The sequence below is a fragment of the Ferruginibacter sp. SUN002 genome (genome assembly GCF_050611725.1).
GTDB lineage: Bacteria > Bacteroidota > Bacteroidia > Chitinophagales > Chitinophagaceae > Ferruginibacter.
This window is the reverse complement of record NZ_JBODJB010000001.1, coordinates 689,234-704,608: the sequence shown is the minus strand read 5'-3', so window position 1 is coordinate 704,608 and position 15,375 is coordinate 689,234. Positions and strand designations below refer to the sequence as shown.

Annotated in this window: 11 protein-coding genes; 7 read left to right on the top strand and 4 right to left on the bottom strand. The window is 38.3% G+C overall.

The window, feature by feature from the left end; all coding sequences use genetic code 11:
• Positions 1–28: 28 nt before the first annotated feature.
• Together pulA and ACQ33O_RS03065 are read right to left on the bottom strand one after the other, a co-directional pair.
• Positions 29–2,005: a type I pullulanase gene (pulA, locus tag ACQ33O_RS03070; protein ID WP_430994087.1), complete on the bottom strand. Its 1,977-nt coding sequence runs from the start codon at positions 2,003–2,005 to the stop codon at positions 29–31.
• Positions 2,006–2,136: 131 nt separating this feature from the next.
• Positions 2,137–2,682: a hypothetical protein gene (locus ACQ33O_RS03065; RefSeq protein ID WP_430994086.1), complete on the bottom strand. Its 546-nt coding sequence runs from the start codon at positions 2,680–2,682 to the stop codon at positions 2,137–2,139.
• A gap of 206 nt (positions 2,683–2,888) precedes the next feature.
• Here ACQ33O_RS03065 and ACQ33O_RS03060 point away from each other — a divergent pair, with 206 nt between their 5' ends.
• On the top strand, positions 2,889–4,565 hold the full coding sequence (locus ACQ33O_RS03060) for a tetratricopeptide repeat-containing sensor histidine kinase (RefSeq protein ID WP_430994085.1): 1,677 nt from the start codon (positions 2,889–2,891) through the stop codon (positions 4,563–4,565).
• Between the two features lie 6 nt (positions 4,566–4,571).
• Here ACQ33O_RS03060 and ACQ33O_RS03055 read toward each other — a convergent pair whose 3' ends face one another.
• Together ACQ33O_RS03055 and ACQ33O_RS03050 are read right to left on the bottom strand one after the other, a co-directional pair.
• Positions 4,572–5,318 (bottom strand): carboxypeptidase-like regulatory domain-containing protein, encoded by a 747-nt coding sequence (locus ACQ33O_RS03055; RefSeq protein ID WP_430994084.1) that lies wholly within the window; start codon positions 5,316–5,318, stop codon positions 4,572–4,574.
• Positions 5,319–5,384: 66 nt separating this feature from the next.
• A complete protein-coding gene (locus tag ACQ33O_RS03050; protein WP_430994083.1) occupies positions 5,385–6,293 on the bottom strand; it encodes a formyltransferase family protein in 909 nt (302 codons plus the stop codon).
• A gap of 238 nt (positions 6,294–6,531) precedes the next feature.
• Here ACQ33O_RS03050 and ACQ33O_RS03045 point away from each other — a divergent pair, with 238 nt between their 5' ends.
• The 6 genes from ACQ33O_RS03045 to ACQ33O_RS03020 all read left to right on the top strand — a co-directional run bounded on the left by ACQ33O_RS03045 (position 6,532) and on the right by ACQ33O_RS03020 (position 15,321).
• Positions 6,532–7,770, top strand: coding sequence for a c-type cytochrome (locus tag ACQ33O_RS03045; protein ID WP_430994082.1), 1,239 nt, complete (start codon positions 6,532–6,534; stop codon positions 7,768–7,770).
• A 102-nt stretch (positions 7,771–7,872) separates the two neighbouring features.
• The gene (locus tag ACQ33O_RS03040; RefSeq protein WP_430994081.1) at positions 7,873–11,070 is read left to right on the top strand and encodes a TAT-variant-translocated molybdopterin oxidoreductase; all 3,198 of its coding nucleotides are present in this window, start codon (positions 7,873–7,875) and stop codon (positions 11,068–11,070) included.
• A 193-nt stretch (positions 11,071–11,263) separates the two neighbouring features.
• A complete protein-coding gene (gene nrfD / locus ACQ33O_RS03035; protein ID WP_430994080.1) occupies positions 11,264–12,718 on the top strand; it encodes an NrfD/PsrC family molybdoenzyme membrane anchor subunit in 1,455 nt (484 codons plus the stop codon).
• Between the two features lie 36 nt (positions 12,719–12,754).
• On the top strand, positions 12,755–13,348 hold the full coding sequence (locus tag ACQ33O_RS03030) for a DUF3341 domain-containing protein (RefSeq protein ID WP_430994079.1): 594 nt from the start codon (positions 12,755–12,757) through the stop codon (positions 13,346–13,348).
• A gap of 32 nt (positions 13,349–13,380) precedes the next feature.
• Positions 13,381–14,040, top strand: coding sequence for a c-type cytochrome (locus ACQ33O_RS03025; RefSeq protein ID WP_430994078.1), 660 nt, complete (start codon positions 13,381–13,383; stop codon positions 14,038–14,040).
• A gap of 33 nt (positions 14,041–14,073) precedes the next feature.
• The gene (locus ACQ33O_RS03020; protein ID WP_430994077.1) at positions 14,074–15,321 is read left to right on the top strand and encodes a quinol:cytochrome C oxidoreductase; all 1,248 of its coding nucleotides are present in this window, start codon (positions 14,074–14,076) and stop codon (positions 15,319–15,321) included.
• The last annotated feature ends 54 nt before the right edge of the window (positions 15,322–15,375 follow it).

Below are 15,375 nucleotides of genomic sequence, written 5' to 3'. Positions count from 1 at the left end.
AACAATACCATTTTGTGGGTATTTGTGTTTAGTCGTTACTGTAAACAACAGAGCAACTATACGGCTTTACTGTAAGTGTAGCAACAGGACTTTCCGTTACAAAGAGGTTATTGATAATGGCCGTTCTCCAGCTCATATCTTTTGAAATACGAATAACTTGCTCTGTATTTGTACCATTGTACCAAACCTGTATTTGTTTCCATTTATCTCCCACTTTGCTGCCGTTTAATTGAAAGCCAATAACACCTGTTGCATTTGAAGATAGGAAAGATAGATTTTCTTTCAATTGTTTTGTTGTCTGCATTCTAAATGCCGGATGTGCTTTACGCATTTTGATCAGCTGTTGTACATAATCAAACACATCTTTGTTTTTCGTTTTTAAACTCCAGTCAATTTCATTAATGCTGTCCGGTGAATTATAAGAATTTTCTACACCTTTCTTGCTACGCAAAAACTCTGTACCTGCATGTAAAAAAGATATACCCTGAGACGTTAGTACAATGGATAAAGCCAGTTTGTGCATTTCTTTTCGTTCTGCTTCCGTTGCATCGGGAGATGTAATGGCAAGCTTGTCCCACAGGGCATGATTATCATGACATTCTGCATAACTGATAGTACTAGCAGGCGATTTTGCATACGGAGCTTTTATATAATTTACTTTGTTGTAGTTGATGCCGGGGTGTGCACAGCTTGCTGCTACGCCAAACCTCACATCTTCTTCTTTCTTTGTATTGTTGCTTACAAATCCTTTTTCTTTATGATCGTACCAGCTGCCTTTAATGCCATCACGAATATCGTCGCTGAATACAGCGATCTTATTAAGTAAGGAAACATTTTTTTTGATTGCACGTATGCTATCGGGTAATGGAGATGCACCTGCGGTCCAACCTTCGCCATATAATAATATACCGGGATTGATCTTATGCAGTGCAGCAGATATCTGATTCATAGTTTCAATATCATGTACTCCCATCAGGTCAAAACGAAACCCATCTATATGATATTCTTTTGTCCAGTATTCCAATGACTCAATCATAAACTTTCTCATCATAGGCGCTTCGCTGGCCATTTCATTGCCACATCCTGTTGCATCGCTGAATTTTCCATTGGTGTTATGACGGTAGTAATAATCGGGTACCAGTTGATTGAAGTTTGAAGTCTCGGTTGCTCCGGTATGATTATACACGACATCCATTACTACACTCAATCCTTTTTTGTGAAATGCCTGAACCAATTGCTTGAACTCTTTGATGCGTACATTCCCATCTGCAGCATTGGTGGCATACATACCTTCGGGCACATTATAGTTTTGCGGATTGTACCCCCAGTTATAATCCTGTTTATCTACGGCAACATCTTCTTTGGAATAAAAATCAAATGACGGTAATAAGTGAATATGTGTTACGCCTAACTCAACCATATGGTCCAGCCCGGTTGAAAGTCCGTTTGCGTTTTTTGTACCGGTTTCGGTAAGCCCTAAAAAACGGCCCTTAAGCTGTATGCCCGAGTTGGCAGCAATACTTGCATCACGAACATGTAATTCATAAATAACAGCATCAACCGGGTTTTTTAAAACAGGAGATCTGTCCGTTGCCCAACCGGTCGGGTTTGTTTTTTTAAGATCAACAATCATGGCACGTTTACCATTGGTGCCAACGGCTTTTGCGTAAGGGTCGGGAACTTCGTCTAACCACTTACCGTTATGTTCAACACAAAAAGTATAGTATTCGCCAAGATGATTACCGCTAAGGGATGTTACCCATGTTCCGTTGGTTGATTTTTTTAACTCAATAGTTTTTGTTGCAACACCATCAAGTGGTTGTTGGTATAATTTTAAAACTGCTTTTGTAGCAGTAGGTGCCCAAATTTTAAATTTAGATTGTTGGGGTGAGTAAATTAACCCAAGATCTTTACCCTTATATGTTGGATATATTTCTTTTTTCATTTGAGCATTGCTGAAAAGAAAGCCGACAAGTAGTGTTGCTATCAATGTTATTTTTTTCATTTGGCTGAATTGAATAACGAATGTAAATATATCTGTACAAAACAGAAGGGCTTAGTGTATATTATTGAATGAAATAATAAATAAAAATACACTTCCGGAATTGACGGGTATTGCATGTAGAATATTAAGAGTTAATCGTCTTTGCCGCTTTTCTCTCCCACAAACCAATGCTCTTTATCTTTGAACAATACATTAAATGTAGTTAATGACCCATAGCAACGGGTAATATATTGCTGTATGTTCACTTTTTCTTCATCGTTGAGTTTTTTGTTACTGTTGATATTTTGCTCTAAAACTCTCAATCTATCTCTCAGCATAACAATTTTGTGAAAAAAATCTTCCACCGGAATTTCTTTGGGTTTTAAGGTTTTATCGGCAGGTTGCAACAACATGGTGCCTCCTGCCCATTTTTCTCCTAACGGCACTACTTCACTCACCCCGTTCCACAAACGCAATATCTTTAACAGAGACTTTTCTACATCACTGGTGGTTTCCAATTCAAGTGTTGCATTTTCTGCAATGATCTCTTCAAGGTGTATATCTGTTTTATCTATTTCTTTAATACCATAGTTAATAAAAGAAATAATATAGGTAGCATATTTCACTCCAATAATAACCCCCGGGCCGTGTTGAGTATGTTGCAACCTTGTACCAATGCCTAATGTAGTTTGATCCATAAAAATATTTTCACCAAAAATACTCTAATTTGGAGATTTGATGATTTGAAAATTTGAAGATGAGAAAATGTACAATGGTCTACAAATCGTTTTCTTCAAATCAAAATCTGTATTTTTAGATCTAAACCGAAACCAAATTGAAACATTTTCTTTTCTTCATAATTTTTTGCTCCCTCAATTTGATTGGTCAATCGCAGGTTGATACAATGTTGCTTAAAGAGGCAACAGAACTTTTCAATACAGGCGAATACGAACAGTCGCTTACGATCTTTCAAAAAACTTTAAGGCAGTCTTTAGAAAGTGGAGATAAAAAAAGAGCCGTACGTATTTACTTCAACATCGGAAAAATTTACGGACAGTTGGGAAAGCCTTTAGAGTCTTTGCAGAACTATCAGCAATCAGAAAAGTTGGCGGAAGATATAGGCGATCGATCTTCAAAAGCGAAAGCATTGAACAATATCGGGGCATTGTACAGAGAGCAGAAAAATTTTTCGCAGGCACTAAATTATCATGCACAGGCAGAAGAGATCGCTTATGCTATTAAAGATTCATTGACCATTGCAGACTGTGCCAATAATAAAGGAATTGTGCATGAAATGGAAAAGCGTTTTGATACAGCAACGGCATATTACAAAACAGCTTTGGATATTTATAAAAAGATAAACAATACTCAACGGGTGTCTATTGCGTTGAATAATCTTGGAGTAATGTATAAGCAGATGGGCAAATATGCCGAAGCAATAGATTGTTATAAACAGGCACTGGTGATAGCCGAAAGATCAAATGATCAATTTGTAATTGCAGCTAACAATGTGAACATTAGCAGTGTACTTAACAAGATGAATAAATACAGTGAAGGGCTTGAATATAACACCAAAGGTATTGCCATTGCTGAGTCTATTGGTGCTTTGGATATTCTAGTCGCTGCCGCAGATAATATGGCGGTTGAATATGCAGGTATGAATAATTTTGCAAAGGCCTATGAATGGCAACAAAAATATTCCGCTTACAGCGATAGTTTGATCAACATAGAAAGAAACAAACAGATGGCCGACGCTGAAGCAAAGTATCAAACTGCACAAAAAGAAAAACTGATCCAGCAACAAAAATTTCAACTCACAAAAAAGAATTACTGGCTCTTTGGTTCTATTGGTGCATTATCGTTGATCTGTTTGCTCGGATATACCAATTACAGAAGATACAAGTTGCGTCAGGAAACAAAATTGCAGGAAGCTGTTATCCGTCAGCAAGACCTTTCCACCAAAGCAATATTAGAAGCAGAAGAAAATGAAAGAAAACGAATAGCCCAGGAGTTGCATGATGGTGTTGGACAAATGATGAGTGCTGCAAAAATGAATTTATCGGCTTTTGAAAGTGATATACAATTAAAAAATGAGCAACAAAAATTGGCGTATGAAAAAATTGTAAGCCTTGTAGATGAAAGCTGTAAAGAAGTAAGAAGCGTTAGTCACCAAATGATGCCGAATGCATTGCTTAAAAAAGGACTTGCAAATGCTATCAGGGAATTTGTTGACAAGATCGACAGTCGTGTTTTAAAAGTTGAATTGTATAGCGAAGGGTTGAACGAACGGGTTGCCGCCAATACAGAAACAGTGTTGTATCGTGTAGTGCAAGAGTGTGTGAATAATGTAATAAAGCATAGTGGCGCCAATCATCTCGACATTTCTTTGATCAAAGATGCGGATGGCATCAGTATCACTATTGAAGATAATGGTAAAGGGTTTGATGTAAGGTCTAAAGAGAACGAAGAGGGAATGGGGCTTAAAAATATGCGGACAAGAATTGAATATTTAAAAGGAAGCATTGAGTTTGACAGCACCCCTGCTAAAGGAACCTTAGTAGCGATCCATGTGCCGGTGTAATATAGATCACTCTTTCATTAATTGATCTTTTTTATATTGATAAGAGGCGTTCAATATATATTGATAAAACTCAACCGTAGTGCTGTTTTTGGTAAACTCATAATCGGGCCTGTATTGTTTCATAAAATCTTCCAGTGCCGCACCCTCTAATCGGGTAACTCTTTTTACAGTGCTTTTATTAAATCGGTAATTGATATAATTTTCCTGTTCTTGCTCTATCAATCTGTTCTGCATACTGCGAAGCTGACGGTTTCTTTTAAACCGAAATATATTTACGAACTCATCCAGATCAAGCCCGGGTACACCAGAGTAAGACGAAGAGGTTGTGCTGATGCCCGGTTTTGAATAGTCGAATATTTTTGCATACTGTAACCGGTTCTCCACCGAATCCTGTTTATAGGATTTAGAAAAAACGGTTACCTCTTTTAAATGTTTGTATTTATCCTTTACCCGTATACGTAAGGAAATGTCAAAACTGCTGATGTCGTCAATTTGTTTTACTGCAAACTTCACAGTGGGTTTATCGTTATAAAAAAAATGCAAAGAATCGGTGTCGGAAGTAACAATAGAATAACGCCCTGAAGAATCTGTAACAGCAGTTGTTCCGCTATTGCTTTTTATTACCACACCTTTTACAGGAACAATTTTTGTTGAGTCGTATACAGTACCGCTTACCGTTAGTTGCGCCAAGCTGTTACCTGCAAAAGATAAAATGCACAGAAGAATGAAATATGTTTTTAAAAAATGCGCCACCTGTTGTTTTTTACAAAACACAATATTAAACCAACTCATATTCTTATCTCGCCGAAATAAATTCTTTTAACGCTGCTTTTGCATTTGTTCTATGACTTGTGCTGCTACTCTTGGATAGTGCTCATGCTCCAGCTCATGAATCTTTTGAGCAAGTGTATCGGCAGTATCATTTTCAGTAACTACACATTTTGCCTGAAAAATGATATTGCCATGGTCGTACAATTCATCTACATAATGAATGGTAATGCCGCTTTCTTTTTCTTTTGCATCTACAACGGCCTGGTGTACATGATGGCCGTACATGCCCTTACCACCGTAATTTGGCAACAGTGCCGGATGGATATTGATTATTTTATTGGGGAACGCTTCAATTAATTTTTTCGGGATCTTCCATAAAAACCCTGCTAGTATGATAAAATCAATTTCGGCCGCCTTTAATTTTTCTAAATAGGCATCATCTTTAAAAAATCGTTCTTTTTCTATCAATAATGCAGGAATATTATTGTCGGCAGCAATCTGTAAAACTCCCGCCCCCGGCTTATTACAAACGATCAGTCCAATTGTAAAAGAAGGGTTTGACTCAATTATTTTCTTTGCATTACTCCCTGCTCCGCTGGCAAAAATCGCAATAGTTGGTCTTCCATGGGCCATGGCCCATGGCTCATGGACTGTTGTCCCTTGTCTGCCGTCCCTCGTCCTTCGTCCATTGATCCTCCCCCATATCTTCCCAAGGTATCTTTTGAAAAACCCAAACTGACCCAAGGGTATGCTGACCAATAAAACACAGATTGGCCACAAAAGTGTAATTAAGACTATATATACTATAAACCATAGTAGCCCTTTATCTATCGAAACCAATTGAAGGATCTTTCTACCGGCGTATCCACAGAGGCTTCCGCCCAATGCAAAAGTGCAGATGATCAATACCAGATTCAGTCCGTTTACTTTCCAGCGTTGTTGTAGTTTTTCCAGCATTTGGCAAAAGTCATTTAAAAAATTGTGAAATGCGAAGCAATCTTCAGAAAATTTAGAATACAAAAACGAGTTACAAAAATATGACAATGACTTTGGCGAAAATTTATCAATCGGCTGAAACTCACGCCCAATGCGAAAAAATTTTTTTTCAAAATGTTGATATATTGTCAATATCCTGACTTATTTTTGCAGCCAAAGAAGGAAATTTTTCCACACCAAGACATCCGCTATAAACTGTATGAGTCGTTATCGTAAAAGCTTTTACAAAATATTTGCAAGTTTACTATTCGTTGCACTTGTTTCTTTCAATAATTCAACTTTTGCCCAAGACGGGGAAGCCCTTTTTAAAGCCAATTGTGCTAACTGTCACCATCCCTTAGAGGATCGTACAGGGCCGGCCTTAAAAGATGTGCGTAAGAGAACCCCCAATCCTAATTGGGCTTACAAATGGGTTAACAATGTTAACACCATGGTTGAGACAGACCCTTATGCAAAGGCATTGTTAGCTAAGTGGAAATCTAAAATGACACAGTTCAATATGCCTGAAGCGGATATTAAGGCTATATTGGATTATGTAGATGCTTACAAAGCACCAGAAAAAAAAGCTGATGATCCAAATCAGCCCCAAGAAGATAACTCACTGCTTTTCGGAATTCTTACTATCATACTTGCAGTCATTGCATTTATATTATTACAAGTAAACAGCAGTCTTCGTAAATTATCAGACGAAAAAGAAGGTATTTTAAGATCAGAGCCGGTTCCTTTCTACAGAAATAAGAGCTATTTAATGTTGGGTGTTTTAGTATTGTTCGCCGTAGGTGGTTATTTTACTATCAATGGTGCAATTGGTTTAGGTAGAATGAAAGATTATCAACCCGAACAACCCATTTACTACTCACATAAAGTACATGCCGGCACCAATCAGATCAGTTGTTTATACTGTCACGGCGGTGCTCAAGATAGCAAGCAGGCAAGCATACCTTCGGTAAATGTTTGTATGAACTGTCACAAATCTATTAAAGAATACAAAGGAGAGCCGATCGTAAAAGAAAACGGACAACAAGTAAATGGTACAGCAGAAATTCAAAAACTATACGCTTATGCCGGCTGGAATCCTGATAAGCAAGTGTACGATAAGCCGGGCAAAGAAATTCCTTGGGTTAAAATTCACAACCTTCCCGATCATGTTTACTTCAATCATAGCCAACACATAAAAGTGGGTAAACAACAGTGTCAAACCTGCCATGGTGCTATTCAGGAAATGCCTGAAGTAAAACAATTCAGCGATCTAAGCATGGGATGGTGTATTAACTGTCACAGAGAGTCTAAGGTTAATTTCTATAACAAAGAAACAGGCGAAGGCAATAAATTCTACAGCATTTACGAGAAATACCACAACGATATTAAAGCAGGAAAAATGGATAGTGTAACTGTAGAAAAGATCGGTGGAACGGAATGTCAAAAATGTCACTATTAAAATAATTAGCCGATGTGCTAATGTGCAGATATGCCAATGAAATGGCCGAAGCACAATAATTAATAATTAGCACATCAGCACATCAGCACATTATAGTATATTATGGAAAAAAAGTACTGGCAAAATTTTGGAGAGCTAAATCAAACTGAAGCTTTTGAGCAGTCGGCAAAGAACGAATTCAAAGAAGAGTTGTTGCCGATAGAAGAGTTGGACAATGGGATGTTGAATGCAAAAACGCCTCGTAGAGATTTTCTTAAATATCTTGGATTCAGCACTGCTGCTGCAACCATTGCTGCAAGTTGCGAAATGCCTGTACGTAAGGCTGTTCCTTATTTACAAAAGCCCGATAATTTAATTCCAGGTGTTGCTAATTATTATGCAAGCACTTATGTAAGTGAAGGTGATGCGGTTCCGGTTATAGTAAAACAAAGAGACGGCAGACCTATTAAGATCGAAGGAAATGAAGCATCTAAAATAACAGGTGGTGGTACAAGTGCGCAGGCACAGGCTTCGGTTTTAGATCTGTATGATATTACTCGTTTGCGTTACCCAATGCAAAACGATGGTAAAGCATTTAAAGAAGTACCTACTTTCGATGCTTTCGACAGATTGATTAGCGAAGGATTAACTGCTCAGGCAGGGAAACCGGTAGTTGTATTAACTTCTACAATTTCTTCTCCATCTACATTACAGATCATTAGTGAGTTTTTGGCAAAACAACCAGCTGGCAGCCGCCACGTACAATACGATGCGGTGAGCTACAGCGGAATGTTGCTGGCAAACGAAGCTTGTTATGGTAAAAAGGCATTGCCTTCTTATCACTTCGATAATGCTAAAGTGATCGTTAGTCTTGCTGCCGATTTCTTAGGCACATGGTTAAGCCCTGTTGAGTTCAGTGCTCAATATGCAAAAGGAAGAAGAGTAACTGCTGATAAAAAGGAAATGAGCCGCCACATACAATTTGAAAGTGGTTTGAGTTTAACAGGTAGTAATGCAGATGATCGTTTTACACACAAACCATCAGAAAAAGCTGCCGTTGCTTTAGCTTTATTGGCTAAACTAACAGGCACTGCAGGTCCTTCTATTTCAAATCCTGCATTAGCAAAAGGTATTGAAACGGCTGCTGCTGCGTTGGCTGCAAATAAAGGCGCTGCGTTGGTTGTATGCGGAAGCAATGATGTAAATCTTCAGATAGTTGTAAATGCGATCAATGAAGCGATCGGTGCTAATGGTAAAACCATTAACTGGGCATCTACTTCAAACTATCGTAAAGGGATAGACGCTGACGTGGTTAAACTGGTAGATGAAATGAATGCAGGTTCAATTGGTGCTGTATTCGTTTACGATGCTAACCCTGCTTATTCATATTACGACAGCAAAAAATTTGTTGACGGATTGAAGAAAGTTCCTGTATCCGTTTCTTTCAATGCAACAATGGATGAAACAACAGAAGCTTGTAAATATGTTATCTCTTCACACAACTGGTTAGAGAGCTGGGGCGATGCAGAACCTAAAACAGGTTTCTTTGCATTCCAACAACCGGTGATAAACCCTCTATTTAAAACAAGAGCATTCCAAACGTCTTTATTGAAATGGACCGCAGGCGCTACTGTTACTGATTACGAAACTTACTTTAAAACATACTGGACAACTAAACTAACTTCTGCAGATGCTTATAACACTGCATTGCAAACCGGTTTGGTTGAACCTGCGGAAATTACTGTTGCAGCAGGTACATTCAATGCTGCCGGTGTTGCTGCGGCTTCTGCAAAATTAGCACAAGCTAAAGGCGGAAAATTTGAATTAGCGATCTATCAAAAAGTATCGGTTGGTACAGGTAAACAAGCAAACAATCCTTGGTTGCAGGAATTACCAGATCCTATTTCAAAAGTAACCTGGGATAACTACGCAATGGTTAGCCCTGCTTTTGCGAAAGCAGTATTAGGGTTGGATGTGTTGGGTAACCAACGTCAGGGAGATAGCTATGAAGTAACTCCTGAAAAACCAACCATCAAAATTACTTTGAATGGCAAGAGCGTTGAGTTGCCTGTATTGATCATACCGGGTGTTCAGGCAGATACAGTGGCAGTAGCCGTTGGTTATGGCCGTTCAAGCGCTAACAAAGAAAAAACAGCTGAAAATATAGGTCCTTCTGCGAATGGTGCAGGTGTAAATATTTATCCATTGGTTTGGAAAGATGAGAACGGATTCAGATACTCTGCTCCTGTTGATGTTGTAAAAACAGGTAACACTTACGCTGTAGCACAAACGCAGGTACACGGTTCTTCAGAAAGTCGTCCGGTGATCTTCGAAACATCATTGGCACAATTCATCGAAGATCCTACAGAGGTGTTGGCAGAACCTCGTCACGAAAGAGCAATGTTGCTTCCGTACAAAGGAAAAGATTTCAGAAAAGATGCTACTATTTACCCTGATAACATGGAAGAAAAACCTGGTATCAAGTGGGGAATGAATATTGACTTGAATACCTGTACCGGTTGTAGTGCTTGCGTTGTAGCATGTACTGCAGAAAACAACGTATCAGTTGTTGGTAAAACACAGGTAATGAGAGCTCATGAAATGCACTGGTTACGTATCGACAGATATTTTACCGGTGATATGAACAATCCTGATGTTGTGTTCCAACCAATGTTGTGTCAACACTGTGATAACGCTCCTTGCGAAAACGTTTGTCCGGTTGCTGCAACAAACCACAGCAGTGAAGGTTTGAACCAAATGACATACAATAGATGTATCGGTACAAGATATTGTGCAAATAACTGTCCGTTTAAAGTTCGTCGTTTCAACTGGTTAGATTACACAGGTGCAGATAGCTTTAAAGATAATCAACGACCATTGATCGGTGTAGATATGGATGAATCTGTAATGCAGATGAACGATGATCTTACAAGAATGGTATTGAATCCGGATGTAACTGTTCGTTCAAGAGGTGTGATCGAAAAATGTTCTTTCTGCGTACAACGTTTACAGGAAAGTAAGTTGGCCGCTAAAAAAGCAGAAGATCCAACAATGATCAGAACTGTAAAAACAGCTTGTATGCAGGCTTGTCCTACACATGCTATCAGTTTTGGTAATGTACACGATAAAGAAAGTGAAGTGGCTAAATTAAGAAAAGACGATAATCGCACTTTCTATGTATTAGAACAATTGCACGTTTTACCGAATGTTAGCTATCAGGTAAAAATTAAAAATACCGATAGACACGTAACAAACGAAAAACCGAAAGAAGGTGAAGGACATAGTGCTGCTGAGAAAAAAGCAGAGCCGGCTCATCACTAGTTGATTTGAAGATTTGGAAATTTGAAAATGTGAGGATTGGCTCAGCAAAGATAAAATGCTGAAGAGTGCGACGCCAATGAAGTTGAATAAAGAGCAATAGTTCGTAACAAAAGAAAAAATAAAAATTTAAAAATAAAAAAGAGGAAGGTATAAAGATTTCACTTTTGACTTTTCACTTTTGACTTTAAAAGATATGTCATTATTAAAGTACGAATCACAGATCAGGGAACCATTAGTTGATGGTAATAAAGATTATCACCAGGTAACGGAAGACATTATACGTCCAATTGAGATGAAGCCAAGCCGTCTTTGGTATATTGGTTTCTGGATTAGTGTTGCATTGTTATTATTCGGTGTGTACAGTGTCTACAGAGAGGTTACCTACGGTATCGGTCAGTGGAACCTGAACAAGACCATCGGTTGGGGTTGGGATATTACCAACTTCGTTTGGTGGGTAGGTATTGGTCACGCCGGAACGTTGATCTCTGCGATCTTATTATTATTCCGTCAGGGCTGGAGAACAGGTGTGAACAGAGCTGCAGAAGCGATGACAATTTTTGCGGTAATGTGCGCCGGTCAGTTCCCGATCTGGCACATGGGTAGAGTTTGGATGGCATTCTTCGTATTACCTTATCCAAATACACGTGGTCCTTTATGGGTGAACTTTAACTCTCCATTGTTGTGGGACGTATTTGCGATATCAACTTATTTTACTGTATCATTATTGTTCTGGTACTCTGGTCTATTGCCGGATTTGGCAACAGTAAGAGACAGAGCTAAAACTAAATTGCGTAAATTATTATATGGTGTTGCATCATTCGGTTGGAGTGGTAGTACCAAACACTGGCAACGTCATGAAAGTTTATCATTGGTGTTGGCGGGTTTAAGTACACCTCTTGTACTTTCTGTACACACGATCGTATCTTTTGACTTTGCTACTTCTGTAGTTCCGGGTTGGCACACAACCATCTTCCCTCCTTACTTCGTAGCGGGTGCCATCTTCTCGGGTTTTGCAATGGTGCAAACCTTGATGATCATCTTACGTAAAGTATTTTTCTTAGAAGACTATATCACATTAGGCCACATTGAAGCAATGAATAAAGTAATTGTATTGACGGGTTCTATTGTAGGTATCGCTTATATCACTGAGTTGTTTATTGCATGGTACGGACAAAATCCTTACGAGTGGTATGCATTCAGTCAAAACAGAGCGAACTTATTTAGTCCATACGGTTGGAGCTATTGGTTGATGATGTTCTGTAACGTGGTATCTCCTCAAATGTTCTGGGTAAAAAAATTAAGAAGAAATATTGCATTTACTTTCTTCATGAGTATTATCGTAAACATCGGTATGTGGTACGAAAGGTTCGTAATTATTGTTACATCTACTTACAGAGATTTCTTACCATCAAGCTGGAGTACTTATTATAGCCCGAGTGTTTATGAGATCGGTTTCTACTTAGGTACATTTGGTTTGTTCTTTACATGTTTCTTCTTATTTGCTAAATACTTCCCTGTAATTGCTGTTGCTGAAATTAAGAGTGTATTGAAAACAACAGGAGAAAGCTATAAGAAAAAAATGACCGATATAGAAAAAGCGGATGCGGAGAAATTCTATATCGAAGAAGTTGGGCATGCTCATCACTAGAATTAATAATTGATAATTTATAATTAATAATTAAAAATGGCTGGAGGAATTAAAAAATTTGTGGTTGGTTGTTTCGATGATGAACAAGTATTGTTCCCTGCGGTGAAAAATGTACGCAAGGCCGGATACAAAATTCATGATGTGTACACACCATTTCCTGTTCACGGGTTAGACCATGCAATGGGATTAAGAGAAACAAGTTTGCATACTGCAGGTTTTGTTTATGCAATCACAGGTACAACAACTGCATTGAGTTGCATTAGTTGGATATTGACAAAAGACTGGCCTTTGAATATTGGCGGTAAACCACACTTTGCTTTACCGGCATGGATACCTATTACATTTGAGTTAACAGTATTATTTGCTGCAGTAGGTATGGTGCTCACTTTTTGCTACCTGTGCCAATTATCGCCGTTTGTAAAAAAACATGTATTTCACCCAAGAGCTACCGACGATCTTTTTGTAATGGCTATTGAATGTACCGATAAAACAAATGATGCAGAAGTACAAGCGTTTTTACAAAATGCAGGTGCAAAAGAGATCAATGTTCAACATGCAGAAACGGGCTGGTGGATCGGCAGATACGATAGAGAGCAAAAATTATACAGAGACGACGAGAAAGGGTACTAATAAAATTGATAATTGATAATTGATATTTAATAATGAAACGAATCACATATTTAACTGCCGCATTATTCAGCGTAATTGTTGCAACACAAATGAGTTGCGATAGTAAACGCCAGCCGGGGAAAATTTATATGCCCGATATGGCTTACAGTCGTGCGGTAGAAAGTTATGCTTTGCTTGACTCATTGAAATTCACTAATGATCCTACACAAGCAGGACATAAAATATTTTATAACCGTATGCCGGTAAACGGAACCATTGCGGTTGGTGAATTAGCAGCTTATACACTTCCGAATGATTCTGTTGGTTATGCAATGAGTGCATCTATAAAAAATCCGCTTACTACTCCTTTAGTTGGAGCAGATAGTGTAGAAGCAGCAAGATTATTCAATATTAACTGTGCAATTTGTCATGGTGTGGATGCAAAAGCAAGTGGCCCTCTATCTACTTCAGGTAAAATCGGAGCCGTAGCAAATCTTACCATCGATAAATACATTCAAATGGCAGATGGTACAATGTATCATTCAATTTATTACGGATTAAATAACATGGGAAGCTATGCATCTCAATTAGACAGGAAGCAACGTTGGCAGCTGGTTCAATATATAAGAACCCTTCAGCCAAAAGCAGCAGCAGCACCGGCAGGAACAGCAACAAAAGCAGTTGCAGATACAGTGAAAACGAAAAAAGGATAAAATTTAAGAGCATTCATTCAAAATAATATTTAGATGACGACCACAACGAACAATTTCGAATTACCGGGCAGCTATAAAAAGTGGACAATAGGACTTATTGCCGCGGGGGTAATTGCAGTATTATATGGAGTATTCAAATTTCACCCATGGGAAGTTGGACATAATGGAGAGCACCTTGAAAGCACTCGTTTTTGGTCGGTGCTTTTACAAAACAGTGTGTTTTGGTTATTGGTGGTAAATGCAAGCATGTTCTTTATTGGTGTAACTACTTTGGCAATGGGTGGCTGGCAGGTAGCTTTACGCAGGGTGCCCGAAGCTATTTCTAGCGTTGTACCTGTTTTAGGTATCATCACTTTTGCAATATTGATGGCAATTGTTTTTGGAGGCCATCATGATATTTATCACTGGGTTGATAAAGCTGCTGTTGAACATGATCCCATCTTAAAAGGTAAAAGCAGTTTCTTAAGCCCTAAATTTTTCAGTATCTGGAGTGGTATTACAATTTTCCTTTGGTGGTTCCTTGGTAACAAAATGCGTCAATTAAGTTTAAACAGCGATAAAAATGGTCCAATGGATTATGAGACCGGTAAAAAATGGATCGATAAAAACTTTTTATACTCATCACTATTCATCGTATTCTTTGGTTTAACAGTAGGATCAACTATTCCTTGGCTTTGGTTGATGAGTATCGATGCTCACTGGTACAGTACCATGTACAGTTGGTACACTTTTGCAAGTTCATTTGTATCGGGAATGTCTTTAATAGCAATATTTGTTGTGTTCTTAAAAAACAAAGGACAATTAGAATATGTAACTGAAGAGCATTTACACGACGTTGGTAAATTCATGTTTGCATTCTCTGTATTCTGGACTTACCTATGGTTCTCTCAATATATGTTGATATGGTATGCAAATATTCCTGAAGAAACAGGTTACTTTAAAATAAGAGTACAAGGTCCATTCCGTGGAATATTCTTCCTGAACTTAATATTAAACTTTATTGCACCGTTATTGATATTGATGAAACGTGGTGCAAAAAGAAACTGGACCTTACTAACAGTAATGGCTGTATTGATCATTTTCGGTCACTGGATAGATTTTTGGCAAATGGTAATGCCAGGCACATTAAAAGGAGATGCTCATTTCAGTTTGTTTGATATTGGTGTAGCAGCATTGTTTATCGGAATTATCATGTGGAGAGTTGGAGCTTATTTGACCAAGCATCCGCTAACAGCGAAGAACCATCCGTTCTTAAAAGAAAGTATGATACATCATACATAAGAAGAATGCCCCTCCCGTCCCCAAAAGGGGAAACTGGGGAAAGCGTAATTGAAA

Excerpts from the sequence above, each read along its gene's own strand:
- pulA (WP_430994087.1), bottom strand. The coding sequence starts at position 2,005 with ATGAAAAAAATAACATTGATAGCAACACTACTTGTCGGCTTTCTTTTC.
- ACQ33O_RS03065 (WP_430994086.1), bottom strand. The coding sequence starts at position 2,682 with ATGGATCAAACTACATTAGGCATTGGTACAAGGTTGCAACATACTCAA.
- ACQ33O_RS03060 (WP_430994085.1), top strand. The coding sequence starts at position 2,889 with ATGTTGCTTAAAGAGGCAACAGAACTTTTCAATACAGGCGAATACGAA.
- ACQ33O_RS03050 (WP_430994083.1), bottom strand. The coding sequence starts at position 6,293 with ATGCTGGAAAAACTACAACAACGCTGGAAAGTAAACGGACTGAATCTG.
- ACQ33O_RS03045 (WP_430994082.1), top strand. The coding sequence starts at position 6,532 with ATGAGTCGTTATCGTAAAAGCTTTTACAAAATATTTGCAAGTTTACTA.
- ACQ33O_RS03040 (WP_430994081.1), top strand. The coding sequence starts at position 7,873 with ATGGAAAAAAAGTACTGGCAAAATTTTGGAGAGCTAAATCAAACTGAA.
- nrfD (WP_430994080.1), top strand. The coding sequence starts at position 11,264 with ATGTCATTATTAAAGTACGAATCACAGATCAGGGAACCATTAGTTGAT.
- ACQ33O_RS03030 (WP_430994079.1), top strand. The coding sequence starts at position 12,755 with ATGGCTGGAGGAATTAAAAAATTTGTGGTTGGTTGTTTCGATGATGAA.
- ACQ33O_RS03025 (WP_430994078.1), top strand. The coding sequence starts at position 13,381 with ATGAAACGAATCACATATTTAACTGCCGCATTATTCAGCGTAATTGTT.
- ACQ33O_RS03020 (WP_430994077.1), top strand. The coding sequence starts at position 14,074 with ATGACGACCACAACGAACAATTTCGAATTACCGGGCAGCTATAAAAAG.